Here is a 16349-nt window from a genome sequence, read left to right on the forward strand (position 1 = left end):
CATCTATCATCTGGTAACGACAAATCAGCAGTTTGATGCATCGTTACTGAGATAGAAAGAAAATGAAACCGTATTCATAAAAAGTCTATTCCATAGGCTGTTTTCGTCATGCCCAAAAATACAAATCATATTCACATTTCAAAGATCTTACATATTGATGAGCTAGCATAATCAAATCATTTAACATTTTCAAACTTTTTCATCAAATGACTTGATTTTTATATAGTTAGCTCCTTTGATATAAAAAAGGGGTTATACCCCCTCTTCTTCAATAGCATATCTTACAATTGTTTTGAGTTTATCCACTGGATTTCTTTCAGGATCATTTAAATAAATTTCATGATGAAAACCACTTAATTTCATTCCCTGAATTGTAATATATTCCATAATTTGTTTGGTTGTATTAATTTCTGTATTATAAGCTCCTTTATGCATCATCTGCACACAACGTCCTTCTTTAAACCTTTTTAAATAAACATCAACAAGATAAGGATTATCTTTTTTTAATGTTATATTTTCCTTAATTGTTTCAAAAGTCTGCTCATCAAGAACTTTAGGTTGAGCAATCATTAATGTAAATTTAATCATCTTTTTTCGTGTCACATCAAACTGACTATTATCATATGTATCCCATAATCCTTCTAATGGAGAAATGAGGTATAATAAATCCATTTCTTCTTTAAAATAATCTTTAATTGCTTTCGATAATATATGTAAAGCCTCTGCTTTTAACTTAAATTCTTCCACATTTGGATTTCCGATTCCATCAACCATCAGAAAATTAAACTCTGGCACATCTACAACATCTATTCTTTTTGTTGAAGCATCATATTGTTTTTTATACTCTCTTCTAATGCCTTCTTTCACTAAGAATCCTCCTTCCATTGCCTTTACATTATATATAATTTTCATAAAAATATCCACTTATTTTAGGATTTTTTTATTTTTTATCTTCGCATTTTTTATTTTTCACACAAAAAAAGCGATTTTTTTAAAATCACTTTTCATCCCACAAAACAATTTGGCGAGATTGATTTGTACGCTTAACATCAATAATTCTTTGATTTTCAGATCCTCTAAACTTTAAACTAATATTTTTTTGAGCTAATATAAATGGTCCATCAACCAATATATCAAGATAACTTAATATTTCATCACTGTAAGGTCCATGCACCTTGCCACCTGGTAACAGATCTTCATAAAGATAGCCTGTATAACACCAAATATCTTTATCAGGATACATTTTTCGAACTTGTTGTAATAAAGGTAACAATCCCTCCTGATTAACAAGTTCCATAGGTTCTCCGCCTAAAAGCGTTAATCCCGCAATATGACTTGGTTCTAATGCTTTTAAAATCAAATCAATTGTTTCTTGGTTAAACTCCTGTCCATAATTAAAATCCCATGCGATCTCATTGAAACATTCAGGGCAACGATGAGTACAGCCAGAAACAAAGAGTGAAACTCTCACTCCTGTTCCATTGGCTATATCTACTGTTTTAATTGTTGCATACTTCATGTTTATAAGTGAAGAACACGTTCTTTAATTTCTTGTGTTCGCCCTTGATTCCAGAATTGTGTTCCAATATATCCACATGTACGTCTAGCAACACTCATTTTATCTTGATTTGTATTACCACAGTTTGGACATACCCAAATCAATTTTCCATCTTTATCTTCTTTGATTTGAATCTCTCCATCATAACCACATTCCATGCAGTAATCGCTCTTTGTATTTAATTCTGCATACATAATATGTTCATAAATATGTTTCATCACAGCTAAAACGGCTTCAATATTATCTTGCATATTTGGAACTTCAACATAGCTGATAGCTCCTCCTGGTGATAATTTCTGGAATTGTGATTCAAATGTTAATTTTGTAAAAGCATCAATTTCTTCAGTAACATTAACATGATAACTATTTGTAATATAGTTTTTATCTGTCACACCTGGAATTTTTCCAAAACGTTTTTGTAAACATTTTGCAAACTTATATGTTGTTGATTCAATTGGTGTTCCATATAAACTAAAATCAATGTTTTCTTCTTCTTTCCATTTTGCACAGGCATCATTTAAATGTTGCATTACTTCTAATGCAAATGGTGTTGCATCTGGATCGGTATGTGATTTTCCTGTCATATATTTGACACATTCACAAAGACCCGCATAACCTAATGATATTGTTGAATATCCACCATATAATAATTTATCAATTGTTTCACCTTTTTTAAGTCTTGCTAGAGCACCATATTGCCATAAAATAGGTGCCACATCACTGACAGTTCCTTTTAAACGATTATGACGACACATTAACGCTTCTTTACATAAATCCAATCTTTCATCCATAATACGCCAGAACTCTTTCATATCACCTTTAGAAGAGCAGGCAACATCCACAAGATTGATTGTCACAACACCTTGATTGAAACGCCCATAATATTTAGGTTTATTTGTTTCAGGATCAACATATGGTGTTAAGAAACTACGACATCCCATACATGTATAACAATGTCCTTCATCATTTTTATCAACTTTTAATTCCAACATTTTCTTTTCAGAAATATAATCTGGAACCATACGTTTCGCTGTACATTTTGCTGCCAATTCAGTTAAATACCAATATTTGCTGTCTTCACTAATATTATTTTCTTCTAAAACATAGATTAATTTAGGAAAGGCTGGTGTTACATAAACACCTTTTTCATTTTTAACACCTAAAATTCTTTGGTTTAATGTTTCTTCAATAATTAAAGCTAAATCATCTTTGATTTGTCCATCAGGGACTTCATTTAAATACATAAAGACAGTTACAAATGGTGCTTGCCCATTTGTTGTCATTAACGTAATAACCTGATATTGAATCATTTGGACACCACGATTAATTTCTTTACGCACACGATATTCAGCCAATTCATTAATTTGTTCTTCACTGACAGGAATATTTTCCTGTTCAAATTCTTCTCTTACTTCTTTTCTGAATTTTTGACGACTGACATCAACAAAAGGAGCTAAGTGAGATAAACTGATACTTTGTCCCCCGTATTGTGAACTTGCAACCTGTGCAATAATCTGTGTTGCAATATTGCAGGCTGTAGAAAAGCTCTTAGGTCTTTCAATCATTGTTTCACTGATGACAGTTCCATTTTGTAGCATATCTTCAAGATTAACTAAACAGCAGTTATGCATATGTTGAGCAAAATAGTCTGAATCATGAAAGTGAATAATTCCTTCTTCATGAGCTTTCACAATATGTCCTGGTAATAATAGACGTTTTGTAATATCTTTGCTGACTTCTCCTGCCATGTAATCTCTTTGAACACTATTAACAGTTGGATTCTTATTAGAATTTTCTTGTTTAACTTCTTCATTAGCACATTCAATCAAGCTTAAAATCTGTTCATCTGTTGTATTTGATTTACGCACTAATGCTCTCATATAACGATATGTAATATATTTTCTTGCCACTGCAAAAGCATTCAATTTCATAATTTCATTTTCAACAAGATTTTGAATTTCCTCAACATTTAGCGCTCTTTTCATTTTTTCACATTGATACTTCACATTATTTGTAATATTATCAATATCTTCGTCTGATAATCTATCTGTTTCTACAACTTCATTATTGGCTTTTTCAATCGCTGCAGTAATTTTCGTTTGATCAAATAAGACTTCAGATCCATTACGTTTAATAATTTTCATAAAAACCCTTCCTCCTTGTTATTGTAATTGTTAGTTTATCATATTCATCTTTTGAATAAAAGGAATATACACCATCACTCAAGATTTTTTTAATTCTCCACAAACAAAATCAAAAAGCATTGATTATATCAATACTTTTTGATTTATGTATCTGTTTTCTATAAACTTGTATGAATCTATTATAGCTTATTCATCGACAAAATAAAAGTATAAAGCACATAATTCTCAAGAAAATAATCGCTAACGCTAATATTTCATTTCAAAACTTTTTTCATTCTCTAAAACTGCCAAATCTTCAACTTCACATTGTTCTATTCGAATATAGCGAATACTATGCATATAGTCAATAACCTGCTGAATCAAAGAAAGTTCTCCTTGTAAGCATGCTTCCACATCACCATTACTTAAATTTCTAACCCAACCTGTTAAATGCAAACGTGTCGCCTGTTGGTAAAATGTAATACGAAATCCAACCCCTTGTACACGCCCTTTAAAAATGAAATGTTTTCTCACCATATAACCACCTCTTTTTTTCTATTTTATCATTTTATAAAAATGAAAAAAAGAGAAATCGATATGAGATTTCTCTAATCATCCAATCCTTTTTTCTTATAACCATACATGAAAGCTATCACCCCTAATAGAATCCATACTATACAGACAATTATAGCTATCACTGTCTCCTGATTAAAGAAAGGTTGTTGAACTGACAATTGTGAATAAAGCGTTTGGAAAGATGTTGTTGGAAAAATAACTGCAATCTTTTCAATCATTTCATTAAGCTGACTGAACATAGGTGGCAACATTAATAAAATCATCAACGGAGAACTCAATGTTCCAGCACTCATCTGATCTTTAGAAAGTAGACCTACCAGTGCTCCAAAAAACAAGACACTTAAAGATGATAAAACATAAAAGATAAGGAAATATCCAAAATACTCCATTGGCTCCTGACAAACCAGAAAAATAAGAATGCCATCAATCAACATCAAAACCAGTGCAACAAAAGCTTTACTCAATAAGAAATCAGTTGCACTGACATTAGCCAACATTAAAGAACGTAAAGTATGTTTTTCTTTCTCTTCAGCAACCATATTGGCTAAAACATTCAGTGGAACAATAGAAATTGTCATAATAATACACATAACAATAACAAAACTCCCTGTAGCTCCCTTAAGAATATCCCCTAATAAAAATTTATACATCACACCAAATAAAACTGGCAAAGCCAACATTAAAAAAACATTTTTATTAACGAAGCAATTCTTTAAATCCTTCATAAACAAAGCTTTACAAATACGTATATTCATCATGATTCCTCCTTAGTCAATGTTAAAAAAACTTCTTTTAAAGTTGGTTCAATGGAATGAATCATTAATAGTTCATCAATATGTTCCAATTCCTGTTTTAAAAGTTTTGGATCTAAAGGAATCGTATAGTCTTCTTGACTTGTTTTCATACGAATCTGTTTTTTAGAATATTTAAGTTTCAAATCTTCAGGATGTCCACTTTCAATAATGTGTCCATGATTCAAAAATGCAACACGATGACACATTTCATCTGCTTCTTCCATATTATGAGTTGTTAAAAAGACAGTCGTCCCTTTCGCATTAAGTTTCTTGATAATTTCCCTTACCTCATTAGCAGTTGAGGGATCTAAATTTGCTGTTGGTTCATCCAAAAACAGAAGAGATGGTGAATGAATAATGGTTCTAGCAAAGATTAATCGTTGTTTCATTCCTTTTGATAATTGACTAACCAATTGCTTTTTAGCATCTAATAAATCAACTTCTTCTAAGACTTTTTCAATACACCTTTTATCAATATCATAGATTTTTGCAAATAACAGTAAATTATCATAAACACTCATCTTTTCATATAATCCACTATTATCACTCATAATCCCTATTCGACTTTTTATTTTTGAAGAAAAAGGCTTCTCCCCTAGTATCTGAATATCTCCTCCATCACTTTTTAACTGTCCCGTCAATAATTTAATCGTTGTTGTCTTTCCAGCTCCTGAAGGACCTAAAAAACCAAAAATTTCCCCTTTTCGAACTGAAAAATCACATCCTTGTAAAGCAACTGTCTTCTGAAAACTTTTTGATAGTTGCTTAACCTCAATAACATTTTTATCCATCATACTCCCTCCTTTTTCCTACTTTCATCGTATCATAGTCATTTTTAACAGACAATCATTTTACCATTTCTTTCCTTTATTTTTACATAACATTATAATTCATGATCAATCGTATGATTTTGTGCTATAATAAAAAAGCAAAAAAGATGAAAGGAGTTTTCAAATGAATTTCAAATTACCTGTCACAAATAAAAAGAGAACCATGATCATAATTGCAGTAATTATTTTCATCATCATATTTTGTCTTTGTATCTTTTTCTTTTCAAAAAATCAGACAGTTACAAAAAAAGCAGAGAATCAGACAGTTGTTACCAATCAACAATCAGATGATTCAAAACAAGAACAAGACACAGCAACCATAAAATCTGATAACAACTCATCACAAAATCAAGAATCTTCAAATGATTCAGCATCAAAAACAAAAGAAACAAATAAAGATACTCAAACACAAACATCAAAAAAGAATTCTCAAACACAATCAACTTCAAAAAGCTCACAAAAGACAACAACCAATAAAAGTTCTTCTACAAACCAAAGTTCATCATCAACCCATGAACATGTATGGAAAGACCATACTGCCAAAAGACAAGTTACAAAAAAAGTAACAGTTGTTGATGAACCAGAAACTTCAAAGGAAGTCCCTACATATCGATTGTATTGGTGGGATAGTAAGAAATGGACAGAAACAACAGACCCTGAAGTATTTAAGGAATGGTCAGTCCAAAAAATGCAATGGATGAAAACAACAGGATATACGAATCCCCCTGAACTCTATCTAGGAAAAGATGCTAATGGTCATGATCAATATACGAATGATCACTCCATTATAACAAATTATGAAACTGTACCTGCAAAAACTCACCAAGAAGAAAAAACATATACTGAGACTTATGTAGATTATCAGTATTGCAGTATTTGTGGTGCAAAAAAATAAAAAATACGACAACGACTAACATGTTAATCATTGTCGTATTTTTTAATATCAAAACTTTGAAAGAATTAGGTTTCATATTATTTTTTATTTCTTCATTAAAATACAAGATAATAAATCATAGCCTAATAAACTCATCATATTTCCTATAAGGAAAAAAAGAAAAGGGATTCCATCTATCAAACATATAACATCCATCTTCTTATCATTTTTCATTAATCGTTGCATAAATATAAAATTTCATCAAAAAAAGCTGTTAACATATATAGTCAACAGCTTCAACATCTATTCTTTATTTTTTGTTATGAGTAATAAAGTTATAGGCATCTTTACACATATCTTCTAATGTTTTTTCAGCTACCCAATCAAGTTCTTCTCTTGCTTTTGTTGGATCAGCATAACAAGTTGCAATATCTCCAGCACGTCTTGGTTTGATTTCATAATTGATTGTTACATTGTTCGCTTTTTCATAAGCTTTCACAATATCTAAAACACTATAACCATGACCAGTTCCTAAATTATAAGTATAAACACCATGATCACCAACAAGTTTCTTTAAAGCTTTCACATGTCCTTTGGCTAAATCGACAACATGAATATAATCTCTGACTCCTGTTCCATCAGGTGTATCATAATCATTTCCAAAAACACCTAAGCATTCTAATTCTCCTACTGCAACTTTAGAAATATATGGAACTAAGTTATTTGGTATACCATTTGGATCTTCTCCTAATAATCCACTTTCATGTGCACCAATAGGATTAAAATATCTTAATAAAACAATATTCCATTCATGATCTGAAATATAAATATCTCTTAATATATTTTCAATCATTAATTTTGTTGTTCCATATGGATTTGTTGTTGGTCCTAATGGGAAATCTTCTTGAATAGGAACTGTGTGAGGATTTCCATAAACAGTTGCACTTGATGAGAAAATCAAATTTTTACAATTATATTTTCTTAACAATTGACATAAAACAAGTGTACTCAATAAATTGTTTTGATAATATTCCATTGGTTTTTGAACTGATTCACCCACTGCCTTATACCCAGCAAAATGAATAGCCCCATCAATTTGATTATCTTGAAAAACTTTTTCCATTGCTTCTAAATCACAACAATCTACTTCATAAAAAGCAGGTCTTTTTCCAGTGATTTTTGCAATGTTATCTAATGCTTCAGGTTTAGAATTATAAAAGTTATCTACAATGACAACCTCATGTCCTTCCTGCATCAATTCTACAACTGTGTGGCTTCCAATATATCCTGCGCCACCTGTTACTAATATTCTCATTTGTTTTCCTCCCTTAAATAATCATCAAATATCTTTTGAATCGCTTCTTTTGTTATAGCGCCTTCATGTAATTTCTTTGTTCCTTCAAAAAAACAAGGAACATAATAATAATCATAAGTATCAGCCAATTCACTCTGTTCACTTTCTTCAATCATTTCTAAAGGAATACGTTGATACTTTGCATCCTGCTGATACAATTCTTGTATCCAGGCTAATGCCTGACGACAATATGGACAATTCTTTAAATAAAATAATTTCATATTAAATTAACCTCATTGTCTTAATCACAACAGGTTCAATTGGACAATCACGAGCATCTGTTGGGACATTAGCGATTTCATCAATCACATGTTTCCCTTTTGTGATTTTTCCAAAAGCTGCATACTCCCCATCTAAATGAGGTGCATCTTCATGCATGATAAAAAACTGTGAGCTGGCAGAATCCTTAATCATCGTACGTGCCATGGAAAGCACTCCTCTTGTATGTAATAAAGGATTATCAATACCATTGCTTTTAAATTCACCTTTAATCGCTGGTGTTTCATGAATATGCATATCTTTATCATATCCTCCACCTTGAATCATAAAGCCAGCAATGACACGATGGAAAATCAATCCATCATAAAAGTGGCTTTCAATCAGGTCAACAAAATTCTTCACAGTACGAGGCGCAATCTCAGGATATAATTCACCAGACATTACTTCTCCATTTTCCATTTCAATTTCAAAATCAATCGTTTTCATAACTTATCCTCTTTCTCTTCAATCATTCGATCATTTTTCTGTATTGTTTGTTCTTTTTTCTTTTGTAAATAAAATTTTATACCAAAAAATAAAACAATTAATGCTATTAAACCTAATAATAGATGTACTATTTTATTCATTTGTTCAAATTGATATGCTAAAGCGACAGTTAAACATAGATTGAGAATCAATAAAGCTCCCGTGGTTTTAATTCTATGATTATAAAGACAATCCAATGCTAAAGCATTTGACAAAAACAATATAATAATCAGTCCTACTTCCATGTTTTATCCTCCTGACACTATCATAACATCTTTTTCAATAAATTTCACTATAATTATGCTGTAACCGTTTTCATTGAATTATAAATATGTTAAAATGAAAGAAAGATATTCCAAAAAAATATTAAAGGAGCGTGATGATAATGAGAGCTTATCACTCAAACGAAATTGGAAATGTCGTTGTGTTAGGTCACTCTGGGAGTGGCAAAACCAGTGTGATTGAAGCCATGGCTTATCGTGCTGGTTTAACAAATCGTATTGGAAGAATTGAAGACGGGAATACCCTTAGTGATTATTCACCTGAAGAAATCAAAAGACATTCTTCTGTAGGATTATCTGTTATTCCTCTTGAATGGAACAACTGTAAAATCAATTTGTTAGATACGCCTGGTTCTTTTGATTTTATCGGTGAAGTAGAAGCGGCTTTAAAGGTTGCTGAAAGTGCATTAATTGTTGTACCTGCTACAGAAGGTATTAGTGTTGGTACTAAGGAAGCAATGCATAAAGCTTATGACAAAGCTAAAATGATTTATATTAGTGGCTTAGATTACCCTAATGCTGCCTATCATCAAAAACTTGAAGATTTAAAAATGACTTATGGTAAAGCTATTGCACCGATTCAAGTGCCAATCATGGAAGGTCATAAAATGGTAGGTTATGTCAATGTTGCGAAAATGGAAGGTCGTTATTTTGATGGTGAACAGACTCATCCTTGTCCTATTCCTGATAATATGTGGGACGAAATAACACCTATTAAAAACATGATTGACGAAGCTGTCGCGAATACCAATGATGAATTATTAGAAAAATATATTAATGAAGAACCTTTTACAAAAGAAGAAATTTCTTGGGCATTACGTCAAGGTGTTATGAATAAAACATTGATTCCTGTTTTATGTGGAACAAATCAAATTGGTATTCAAATCATTTTAAATTCTATGGTGGCATTCTTTAGTGCTGCTGGAGATATGGTTAATTCTATGGTTGTGCATAATGAAGAAACGGATGAAGATGATTTGATTGGTTATGATGAATCTTTAGCTCCATCATTATTTGTTTTTAAAACAATTGCCGATCCTTTTGTTGGTCGTATTTCTTTATTTAAAGTTTGTACAGGTTCTATTCGTACAGGTATCACATTATTTAATGTACAGAAAAAAGAAGCTGAAAAGATCAATAAACTTTATGTGATGAAAGGTAAAGATTTGATTGAAACAGATTGCCTCTATGCTGGGGATATTGGTGCTTTATCTAAATTATCATATACACAAACGAATGATACTTTATGTACTTTAGATTATCGTATGACTTATGAAACTATTTTATTTTCAAAACCATACTATGGTAAAGCTATTAAACCTGTAGGTAAGGCTAATGAAGAAAAAATTACAAATGCTATTAATAAACTTCTAGAAGAAGATAAAACATTAAAATTTGAAAACAATCCAGAAACAAAACAACAATGTATTTATGGTATTGGTGATATTCATATTGATAGTGTTGTTTCTAAATTAAAAGAAAGATTTAAGATTGATGTCACTTTAGATAATATTATTATTCCTTATCGAGAAACAATTCGTGGTCAAGTGACACAAAGATATAAATACAAGAAACAATCAGGTGGACATGGACAATATGGTGATGTTGAAATGACATTTGAACCTTTACATGATTATACTGTTCCTTTTGTCTTTGAAGAAAAAATCTTTGGTGGAGCCGTTCCTAAAGCTTATTTCCCTGCTGTAGAAAAAGGTTTAGTAGAAGCAACAAAACATGGTATTTTGGCACAGTACCCTGTTTTAGGTATTAAAGCCACTTTGATTGATGGTTCATATCACAGTGTCGATTCTTCTGAAATGGCATTTAAAACAGCTACAATTATGTGTTTTAAAGAAGCTATGGAAAAAGCAAAACCAGCTTTATTAGAACCATTCATGACTTTACACGTTTATATTGATGAACAATTTACGGGAGATATTATGGGGCATTTCAATAAAAAACGTGCGCGTGTGATGGGAAGTGAAATCTTAGAAGATGGTTTAATTAAGATTACAGCTGAAGCCCCACAAGAAGAAGTCATGAATTATGCTGTTGATTTACGAGCAATGACACAAGGTCAAGGCTTCTTTGATATGGAATTTTTGGGATATGAATTTGCTCCTGAACATGTTGCCAAACGTGTGATTGCAAACCATCAACAATAGTAGTCAGAAGCTCTTAGGAGCTTCTTTTTTTAAAATTTATAGTTATAATCACATGAATTCCCATAATATTCCAGTAAGAATTCCTTGATTTTATTTGACAGTTTCCAAAAATGCTTTAGAATAGATTATAGAATTATAGCAATAAAGGAGGAATCTCTTGTGATGAAAAAGAAAATTGTCGCCTCTCTTTTATCATTAAGTATGCTGGCTTGTGCTTTGGCATCAACATATATAGTCAATGCTACTGATTTTGAAGGTCAAGAATCCAAATATATTAAACTATGCTCTTCTTCAAAATTAACGAGTAATCAGCAAACAACATGTAAAGAGTTTAATAGTTATTTATATGAAAAAAATAAAGGATTAAAACAAGAAGCTTCTCAGGCTAAAAAAGAAGCTGAAGATACAAAAGATGATCTTGCAAAAATTGCTGATAAAATTTCACAAATTGATACCAAAATAGAATCAGCTCAAAGTGAACTCAACTATGTTCAAGATAGTATAGATAAACTCAAAAAAGAAGTTGAAAAACAAAGTGAACAACTTCAAGAACGTTTGTATAGTATGCAAACAACTTTAAATTCTCATATCTTTACAACTTATATTTTTGGAGCAGACACTTTTTCTGATTTTATGAGTCGTGTCATTAATATCAAAGAAATTACAAATTATGATAATGAATTGATTGCTCAAATTAATGAAAATTTAAAAGAAGTTGAAAAGCAAGAAACAACTTTAAAAAATCTAAAGGATTCTTTAGAAGCCGACAAAAAAGAACAGGCTAGTCTACAAAAAACATTCCAGGCTAAACTGACTGAACAAAATAAAACAATTGCCAACAATAATTCTGAAGCAGCAGCAAATCAAGAATCTATTGAAACTATCCAAAAGAATTTAGCAGCCATTCAAAAGGCATCAAATGCTTCAAAGGTCAATAATGTCACACAGGCAACACCAAATAAAAAGCCTTCTTCTCCATCTGATTCTCAATCAACACAAAAGCCAAGTGAAGATCAAAATGAATCTAATCAAAGCAATTCAAATCAAAATGATGAAAAAGAAGATAACAATAATAACAATGAAAACAATAATCAGGAAAACAACAATACAACTCCTGGTGACAGCTTAACATCTAGTGAAGAACTTGGTTTAGCCATTGCAAATAAAGCTTTATCACGTCAAGGTTACATGTATGTATGGGGTGGTGGACACAGTTGGAGCAGTATTCAAAATCCTAATTGGACACAATTTGATTGTTCTGGATTAGTCAATTGGTCACACTATCAGGCTGGAGTCAACTTAGGACGTATCCATTATACTGGTTCACTCATCAATGCTGGAACAGGTATATCAAGAAGTGAATTACAAGCAGGCGATATTATTCTCTTTAGTAGTAATGGACAAGCCAGTGGTGTTCACCATGTAGGTATTTATATTGGAAACAACCAAATGGTTCATGCACCATCTACGGGGCAACCTGTCCAAGTCGCTAATTTAAGTTATAGTTATTGGCAAAATGAATGGTATACTTGCCGTCGTTTATATTAGACATCCTTGAGATGTCTTTTTTTCATGCAAAAAAGCGATATTTTCTATCGCTTTTACAATCTTAAATCTTTGTTTTTAGATAACAATGATGCTGCTGCCTCATCACAAATCACTGTAAAATTAGGATGAAGTTTCAAAATCGTTGCTGGAACCTCTTGACTGATTGGTTCTTCTATAAAACGCTTGAATATCTCTGCTTTTTCTTGACCATCTACAATCATCACTAAATGTTTAACACGCATTAAACTTTTAGCTCCCATTGTAATCGTATAAGGTTGTCGAGGTCTTTCACCATAAGTTGGATTCACTGCCAATTTATCTTTATATTCCATACAGTAAGTGTAACTGTCAAACTGTGTACAACGTGGACAGTTACCACAAAAATGGCCATCATGTCCAAGCCCAATCACCATCACATCTATGCCTCCAGCCTGTCTAATCTGCCAATCATAATCCTGCCAGTTATCCAATGAAATACGGTGGATATGTTCTTTGGAAATATGTGCTGGTTCAAAAAACATTTCTTTCATCTCAGCCCAGTTTGTTCCATATTTTTCACCTATATATGGATTTTCATCAAATAAATAATATTCAATGTCTTTAAATTTTTCTTGATCTTTAATTAGCGGAATCATCATCTTATATAACATACGTGGAGTTCTACCAGAAGTTAAAGAAATATTCACCCTCTTATCTTGCAGCATAGCTCCAAGCAAAATATACATAGCACTCTCACTCATTGCTTTCAAATCTTTTTCAATAACCAATTTCATAATAATATTCTCCTTTATCTTTTTTTATCTTTTTTTATGAACATCCCTATTGTCAGTCCAATCATCATTCCTAAACTAATTCCTAAAGCAACACCTAAATCACGAAATAATAAGGCTCCAGCACATATTCCTAGTCCTATGCCTTCTGACATATAATTTTCATTATAGATTTTATTATTTTTATGATAATAAACAAAAATAGTCACCAAACAAATTCCCATAATAATAAAATACCAAATAATTGTCATCAGCATCACTCCTATGCACCATGATTTATAGCTTCATCAATAAAACTTCCAATCTTGGGATTAAAACAATACCTTTTCACTTTTTTATTTATACAACTCTAAACTTTTCTTACTACTTAAAAAGCCTTATTTTCAAAATAGGGACTTGATGAACATATGCCGAATCATTATTAACTCTCATATGTACTACTCAAAATTATTATTTTCAGACTCCCACTGTTATTCTTTCTATATTTACTTTACTCTTTATTTCTTTGACTATCAATTCATAACTATCAGTCATATAAAAATTTCATATTCATCCACTTCTATGAATTTTCTATAGCTTTACACAATAAACAAGCATCATTTTTATTATAAATATATTGTAAAAAAATAACCACATCAAATGCGTTTATTTATGATATGTTTCATGTCTTATAATTTTAAATGCACGATAAATCTGTTCAACTAAAATCAAACGCATTAATTGATGTGGAAAAGTCATTTGTGAAAAGCTAATACGTGCATTGGCTCTTGTTAGTACATCTTCTCCATGTCCCAATGATCCACCAATGACAAAATCAATCGTACTTTTTCCATTAATCATACAATCTTCAATACGTTCAGCAAATTGAATTGAATCTAATTCTTTACCTTGAACATCTAATAAAATCATATAATCATCTTGTTTAACTTTATCTAAAATACGTCTTCCTTCTTTAGATTTTACAATTGTTTCTTCAGCTAATGAAGGATTGTCAGGTATTCTTTCATCTGCAACTTCAATCACTTCAATATCTGAATAAGCTGATATTCTTTTTAAATATTCTTTGATTCCATCATCTAAATATTTTTCTTTTAATTTTCCAACACAAATCAATTTAATTTTCATAGTTTCCTCCTGATACAACGTCAATTTGACTTGCTACTTTTATATTTGAAAAAGCAATATTTTCCTTAGCAAATATTTGTTCATATGTTGCAAGAGCTTTTTCTTTTGTATTTGCTTCCTGTGATAAATGAGCTAATACTATTTCTTTTGTATTGTCCCCTATCATTTCACACATTAAATGCGCACTATATTCATTATTTAAATGTCCTTTATCATTAAGAATTCTATTCTTTAAAAACATCGGTCTTTTTGTCGCCATCAACATTTCAATGTCATGATTACTTTCAATGATATAGTAATCTAAATTTTGCATATATTGACGATTTTTTTGTGACACATAACCCGTATCAGTCATATATAATAACTTTTCATTCTGACTGGAAATCACAAATCCAATAGGATCACTGGCATCATGTGATGTTCTCAATGTTAAAACATCAAAGACACCGAATTGACGATGCGTATAAGGTTCTAATGTGTGATATTCATCTAAATCCTTAATATTCTTTTTAGCACTATAAATTTTTCCTGTATCAAAAATATGAATATTTTTATTATGATCATAATGATCATGTGTTAAAAAGACATAAGTAATATCTTCTTCATGAAATCCTAACTGATTTAATTTAAATAAAAGTTGTTTTCTAGTAATACCACAATCAATCAATATCCCACATTGCTGATCATAAATAAATGTAGCATTACCTTTTGATCCACTTGCTAAAACATGAAATTCCATAGTTCAACTCCTTTGTGATTCTATTATACAAATTCAACCATAAAAAAACAACTTTTTCATATATGAAAAATTTAACAAGAAATTAAAAATGTGATAAAATAGAAGTATCAAAGGAGGGGTATTTTATGCCTAGAATTATTACTATTGCAAGAGAATACGGATCTGGTGGTCGTTTAATTGCACAACGTGTTGCAGAAAAATTAGGAATCTTTTATTACGATAATGAAATTATAGATCTTGCTGCCAGAGAATTGGGATTTGATGTTGATACAATTCGTAAAGTTTCTGAAGAAAAATCATCAAGTTTTATGTATACTCTTTCTTCGACTGCTTTTACCCTACCATTAAACGATCAGGTTTTTGCAATGCAGTCTAAAATCATCCGTCATATTGCTGAAAATGATACATGTATTATTGTCAGTGGTTGCGCTGATTATATTCTAGAAGATTTTGATGATGTTTTAACTGTCTTTGTTCATGCACCATTTGAATCAAGAGTAAGACGTGTTAAAGAAGACTATAAAGAAAAACACGAAGATTATAAAAAATTTGTTATGAAAAAAGATAAAGCAAGAAGTAATTATTATAATTATTATACGACTAAAAAATGGGGTCAATTGAAGAATTTTGATTTAACTATCAATAGTGATTTTGGTATTGAAGAAGTGGCTGATATTATTGTTGCTTTATATAAGAAAGGTGAACATAAAAATAAATAATACTGAAAAAGAAAAACCTGCATAAGCAGGTCAGGCTGTTGACAAAGTAAAAAAGTCAACAGCTTTTAGTTTTCAAATGAAAGAATATATGGTATTATATCCATTGTCGTGGATGACTTCTTTCCAAGTACGCAAACTTTGAGGCTCCA

General features: G+C 30.9%; 18 protein-coding genes. 4 read left to right on the forward strand and 14 right to left on the reverse strand.

Annotation, left to right across the window (positions count from 1 at the left end):
* Nucleotides 1–252: 252 nt before the first annotated feature.
* From B5E79_RS11910 to B5E79_RS11935, 6 genes are all read right to left on the reverse strand, one after another.
* On the reverse strand, nt 253–912 hold the full coding sequence (locus B5E79_RS11910) for a GyrI-like domain-containing protein (protein WP_224759478.1): 660 nt from the start codon (nt 910–912) through the stop codon (nt 253–255).
* A gap of 85 nt (nt 913–997) precedes the next feature.
* Entirely contained in the window at nt 998–1519 is a 522-nt protein-coding gene (gene nrdG, locus B5E79_RS11915) for an anaerobic ribonucleoside-triphosphate reductase activating protein (RefSeq protein ID WP_087298182.1), read from the reverse strand.
* A 2-nt stretch (nt 1520–1521) separates the two neighbouring features.
* Nucleotides 1522–3702 (reverse strand): anaerobic ribonucleoside-triphosphate reductase, encoded by a 2181-nt coding sequence (gene nrdD, locus B5E79_RS11920; protein ID WP_087244403.1) that lies wholly within the window; start codon nt 3700–3702, stop codon nt 1522–1524.
* A gap of 246 nt (nt 3703–3948) precedes the next feature.
* Nucleotides 3949–4218, reverse strand: coding sequence for an acylphosphatase (locus B5E79_RS11925; protein WP_087244784.1), 270 nt, complete (start codon nt 4216–4218; stop codon nt 3949–3951).
* A 71-nt stretch (nt 4219–4289) separates the two neighbouring features.
* Nucleotides 4290–5012: an ABC transporter permease gene (locus tag B5E79_RS11930; protein ID WP_224762540.1), complete on the reverse strand. Its 723-nt coding sequence runs from the start codon at nt 5010–5012 to the stop codon at nt 4290–4292.
* Nucleotides 5012–5842, reverse strand: a complete 831-nt coding sequence (locus B5E79_RS11935) for an ABC transporter ATP-binding protein (protein WP_087298184.1) — start codon at nt 5840–5842, stop codon at nt 5012–5014. Before B5E79_RS11935 ends, B5E79_RS11930 begins: the two co-directional genes overlap by 1 nt.
* 163 nt (nt 5843–6005) lie before the next feature.
* Here B5E79_RS11935 and B5E79_RS11940 point away from each other — a divergent pair, with 163 nt between their 5' ends.
* Nucleotides 6006–6776, forward strand: a complete 771-nt coding sequence (locus tag B5E79_RS11940) for a hypothetical protein (RefSeq protein WP_087298185.1) — start codon at nt 6006–6008, stop codon at nt 6774–6776.
* 289 nt (nt 6777–7065) lie between these two features.
* Here the strand turns inward: B5E79_RS11940 and galE are convergent, their stop codons facing one another.
* The 4 genes from galE to B5E79_RS11960 are packed head-to-tail and all read right to left on the reverse strand — an operon-like array spanning nt 7066 to nt 9098.
* A complete protein-coding gene (galE, locus tag B5E79_RS11945) occupies nt 7066–8070 on the reverse strand; it encodes a UDP-glucose 4-epimerase GalE (protein WP_087244788.1) in 1005 nt (334 codons plus the stop codon).
* Nucleotides 8067–8330 (reverse strand): thioredoxin domain-containing protein, encoded by a 264-nt coding sequence (locus B5E79_RS11950; RefSeq protein ID WP_087244789.1) that lies wholly within the window; start codon nt 8328–8330, stop codon nt 8067–8069. The genes galE and B5E79_RS11950 overlap by 4 nt, the downstream gene beginning before the upstream one ends.
* A gap of 1 nt (nt 8331) precedes the next feature.
* Nucleotides 8332–8814: a peptidylprolyl isomerase gene (locus B5E79_RS11955; RefSeq protein WP_087244790.1), complete on the reverse strand. Its 483-nt coding sequence runs from the start codon at nt 8812–8814 to the stop codon at nt 8332–8334.
* Nucleotides 8811–9098, reverse strand: a complete 288-nt coding sequence (locus tag B5E79_RS11960) for a hypothetical protein (protein WP_087244791.1) — start codon at nt 9096–9098, stop codon at nt 8811–8813. Before B5E79_RS11960 ends, B5E79_RS11955 begins: the two co-directional genes overlap by 4 nt.
* Nucleotides 9099–9238: 140 nt before the next feature.
* Between B5E79_RS11960 and B5E79_RS11965 the strand changes: the two genes are divergently transcribed.
* Together B5E79_RS11965 and B5E79_RS11970 are read left to right on the forward strand one after the other, a co-directional pair.
* Nucleotides 9239–11299 (forward strand): elongation factor G, encoded by a 2061-nt coding sequence (locus B5E79_RS11965; protein WP_087244792.1) that lies wholly within the window; start codon nt 9239–9241, stop codon nt 11297–11299.
* 162 nt (nt 11300–11461) lie between these two features.
* Nucleotides 11462–12847, forward strand: coding sequence for a C40 family peptidase (locus tag B5E79_RS11970; protein ID WP_143746784.1), 1386 nt, complete (start codon nt 11462–11464; stop codon nt 12845–12847).
* 53 nt (nt 12848–12900) lie between these two features.
* On the opposite strand, the gene B5E79_RS11975 is transcribed toward B5E79_RS11970, so the two are convergent.
* The 4 genes from B5E79_RS11975 to B5E79_RS11990 all read right to left on the reverse strand — a co-directional run bounded on the left by B5E79_RS11975 (nt 12901) and on the right by B5E79_RS11990 (nt 15481).
* Nucleotides 12901–13620 carry a glucosamine-6-phosphate deaminase gene (locus tag B5E79_RS11975; protein WP_087298187.1) on the reverse strand — a complete coding sequence of 240 codons (720 nt, stop codon included), beginning with the start codon at nt 13618–13620 and terminating at the stop codon, nt 12901–12903.
* 14 nt (nt 13621–13634) lie between these two features.
* A complete protein-coding gene (locus B5E79_RS11980; RefSeq protein WP_087298188.1) occupies nt 13635–13868 on the reverse strand; it encodes a hypothetical protein in 234 nt (77 codons plus the stop codon).
* Nucleotides 13869–14262: 394 nt separating this feature from the next.
* Nucleotides 14263–14742, reverse strand: a complete 480-nt coding sequence (gene rlmH / locus B5E79_RS11985; RefSeq protein ID WP_087298189.1) for a 23S rRNA (pseudouridine(1915)-N(3))-methyltransferase RlmH — start codon at nt 14740–14742, stop codon at nt 14263–14265.
* Nucleotides 14732–15481 (reverse strand): MBL fold metallo-hydrolase, encoded by a 750-nt coding sequence (locus B5E79_RS11990; RefSeq protein ID WP_087244797.1) that lies wholly within the window; start codon nt 15479–15481, stop codon nt 14732–14734. The genes rlmH and B5E79_RS11990 overlap by 11 nt, the downstream gene beginning before the upstream one ends.
* Before the next feature lie 125 nt (nt 15482–15606).
* On the opposite strand from B5E79_RS11990, the gene B5E79_RS11995 reads away from it, so the two are divergent.
* Complete coding sequence (locus B5E79_RS11995) at nt 15607–16200, forward strand: cytidylate kinase-like family protein (protein ID WP_087244798.1); 594 nt, start codon at nt 15607–15609, stop codon at nt 16198–16200.
* The last annotated feature ends 149 nt before the right edge of the window (nt 16201–16349 follow it).

Source organism: Massilimicrobiota sp. An134 (assembly GCF_002160815.1).
Classification (GTDB): domain Bacteria; phylum Bacillota_I; class Bacilli_A; order Erysipelotrichales; family Coprobacillaceae; genus Allocoprobacillus; species Allocoprobacillus merdigallinarum.

What these genes read in the sequence shown, in the direction of transcription:
- nrdG (WP_087298182.1), bottom strand. Translation starts at nt 1,519, where the DNA reads ATGAAGTATGCAACAATTAAAACAGTAGATATAGCCAATGGAACAGGA.
- B5E79_RS11910 (WP_224759478.1), bottom strand. Translation starts at nt 912, where the DNA reads ATGAAAATTATATATAATGTAAAGGCAATGGAAGGAGGATTCTTAGTG.
- B5E79_RS11955 (WP_087244790.1), bottom strand. Translation starts at nt 8,814, where the DNA reads ATGAAAACGATTGATTTTGAAATTGAAATGGAAAATGGAGAAGTAATG.
- B5E79_RS11980 (WP_087298188.1), bottom strand. Translation starts at nt 13,868, where the DNA reads ATGACAATTATTTGGTATTTTATTATTATGGGAATTTGTTTGGTGACT.
- B5E79_RS11930 (WP_224762540.1), bottom strand. Translation starts at nt 5,012, where the DNA reads ATGAATATACGTATTTGTAAAGCTTTGTTTATGAAGGATTTAAAGAAT.
- B5E79_RS11995 (WP_087244798.1), top strand. Translation starts at nt 15,607, where the DNA reads ATGCCTAGAATTATTACTATTGCAAGAGAATACGGATCTGGTGGTCGT.
- B5E79_RS11940 (WP_087298185.1), top strand. Translation starts at nt 6,006, where the DNA reads ATGAATTTCAAATTACCTGTCACAAATAAAAAGAGAACCATGATCATA.
- B5E79_RS11965 (WP_087244792.1), top strand. Translation starts at nt 9,239, where the DNA reads ATGAGAGCTTATCACTCAAACGAAATTGGAAATGTCGTTGTGTTAGGT.
- galE (WP_087244788.1), bottom strand. Translation starts at nt 8,070, where the DNA reads ATGAGAATATTAGTAACAGGTGGCGCAGGATATATTGGAAGCCACACA.
- B5E79_RS11970 (WP_143746784.1), top strand. Translation starts at nt 11,462, where the DNA reads ATGAAAAAGAAAATTGTCGCCTCTCTTTTATCATTAAGTATGCTGGCT.
- B5E79_RS11950 (WP_087244789.1), bottom strand. Translation starts at nt 8,330, where the DNA reads ATGAAATTATTTTATTTAAAGAATTGTCCATATTGTCGTCAGGCATTA.
- B5E79_RS11935 (WP_087298184.1), bottom strand. Translation starts at nt 5,842, where the DNA reads ATGGATAAAAATGTTATTGAGGTTAAGCAACTATCAAAAAGTTTTCAG.
- nrdD (WP_087244403.1), bottom strand. Translation starts at nt 3,702, where the DNA reads ATGAAAATTATTAAACGTAATGGATCTGAAGTCTTATTTGATCAAACG.
- B5E79_RS11975 (WP_087298187.1), bottom strand. Translation starts at nt 13,620, where the DNA reads ATGAAATTGGTTATTGAAAAAGATTTGAAAGCAATGAGTGAGAGTGCT.
- rlmH (WP_087298189.1), bottom strand. Translation starts at nt 14,742, where the DNA reads ATGAAAATTAAATTGATTTGTGTTGGAAAATTAAAAGAAAAATATTTA.
- B5E79_RS11990 (WP_087244797.1), bottom strand. Translation starts at nt 15,481, where the DNA reads ATGGAATTTCATGTTTTAGCAAGTGGATCAAAAGGTAATGCTACATTT.
- B5E79_RS11960 (WP_087244791.1), bottom strand. Translation starts at nt 9,098, where the DNA reads ATGGAAGTAGGACTGATTATTATATTGTTTTTGTCAAATGCTTTAGCA.
- B5E79_RS11925 (WP_087244784.1), bottom strand. Translation starts at nt 4,218, where the DNA reads ATGGTGAGAAAACATTTCATTTTTAAAGGGCGTGTACAAGGGGTTGGA.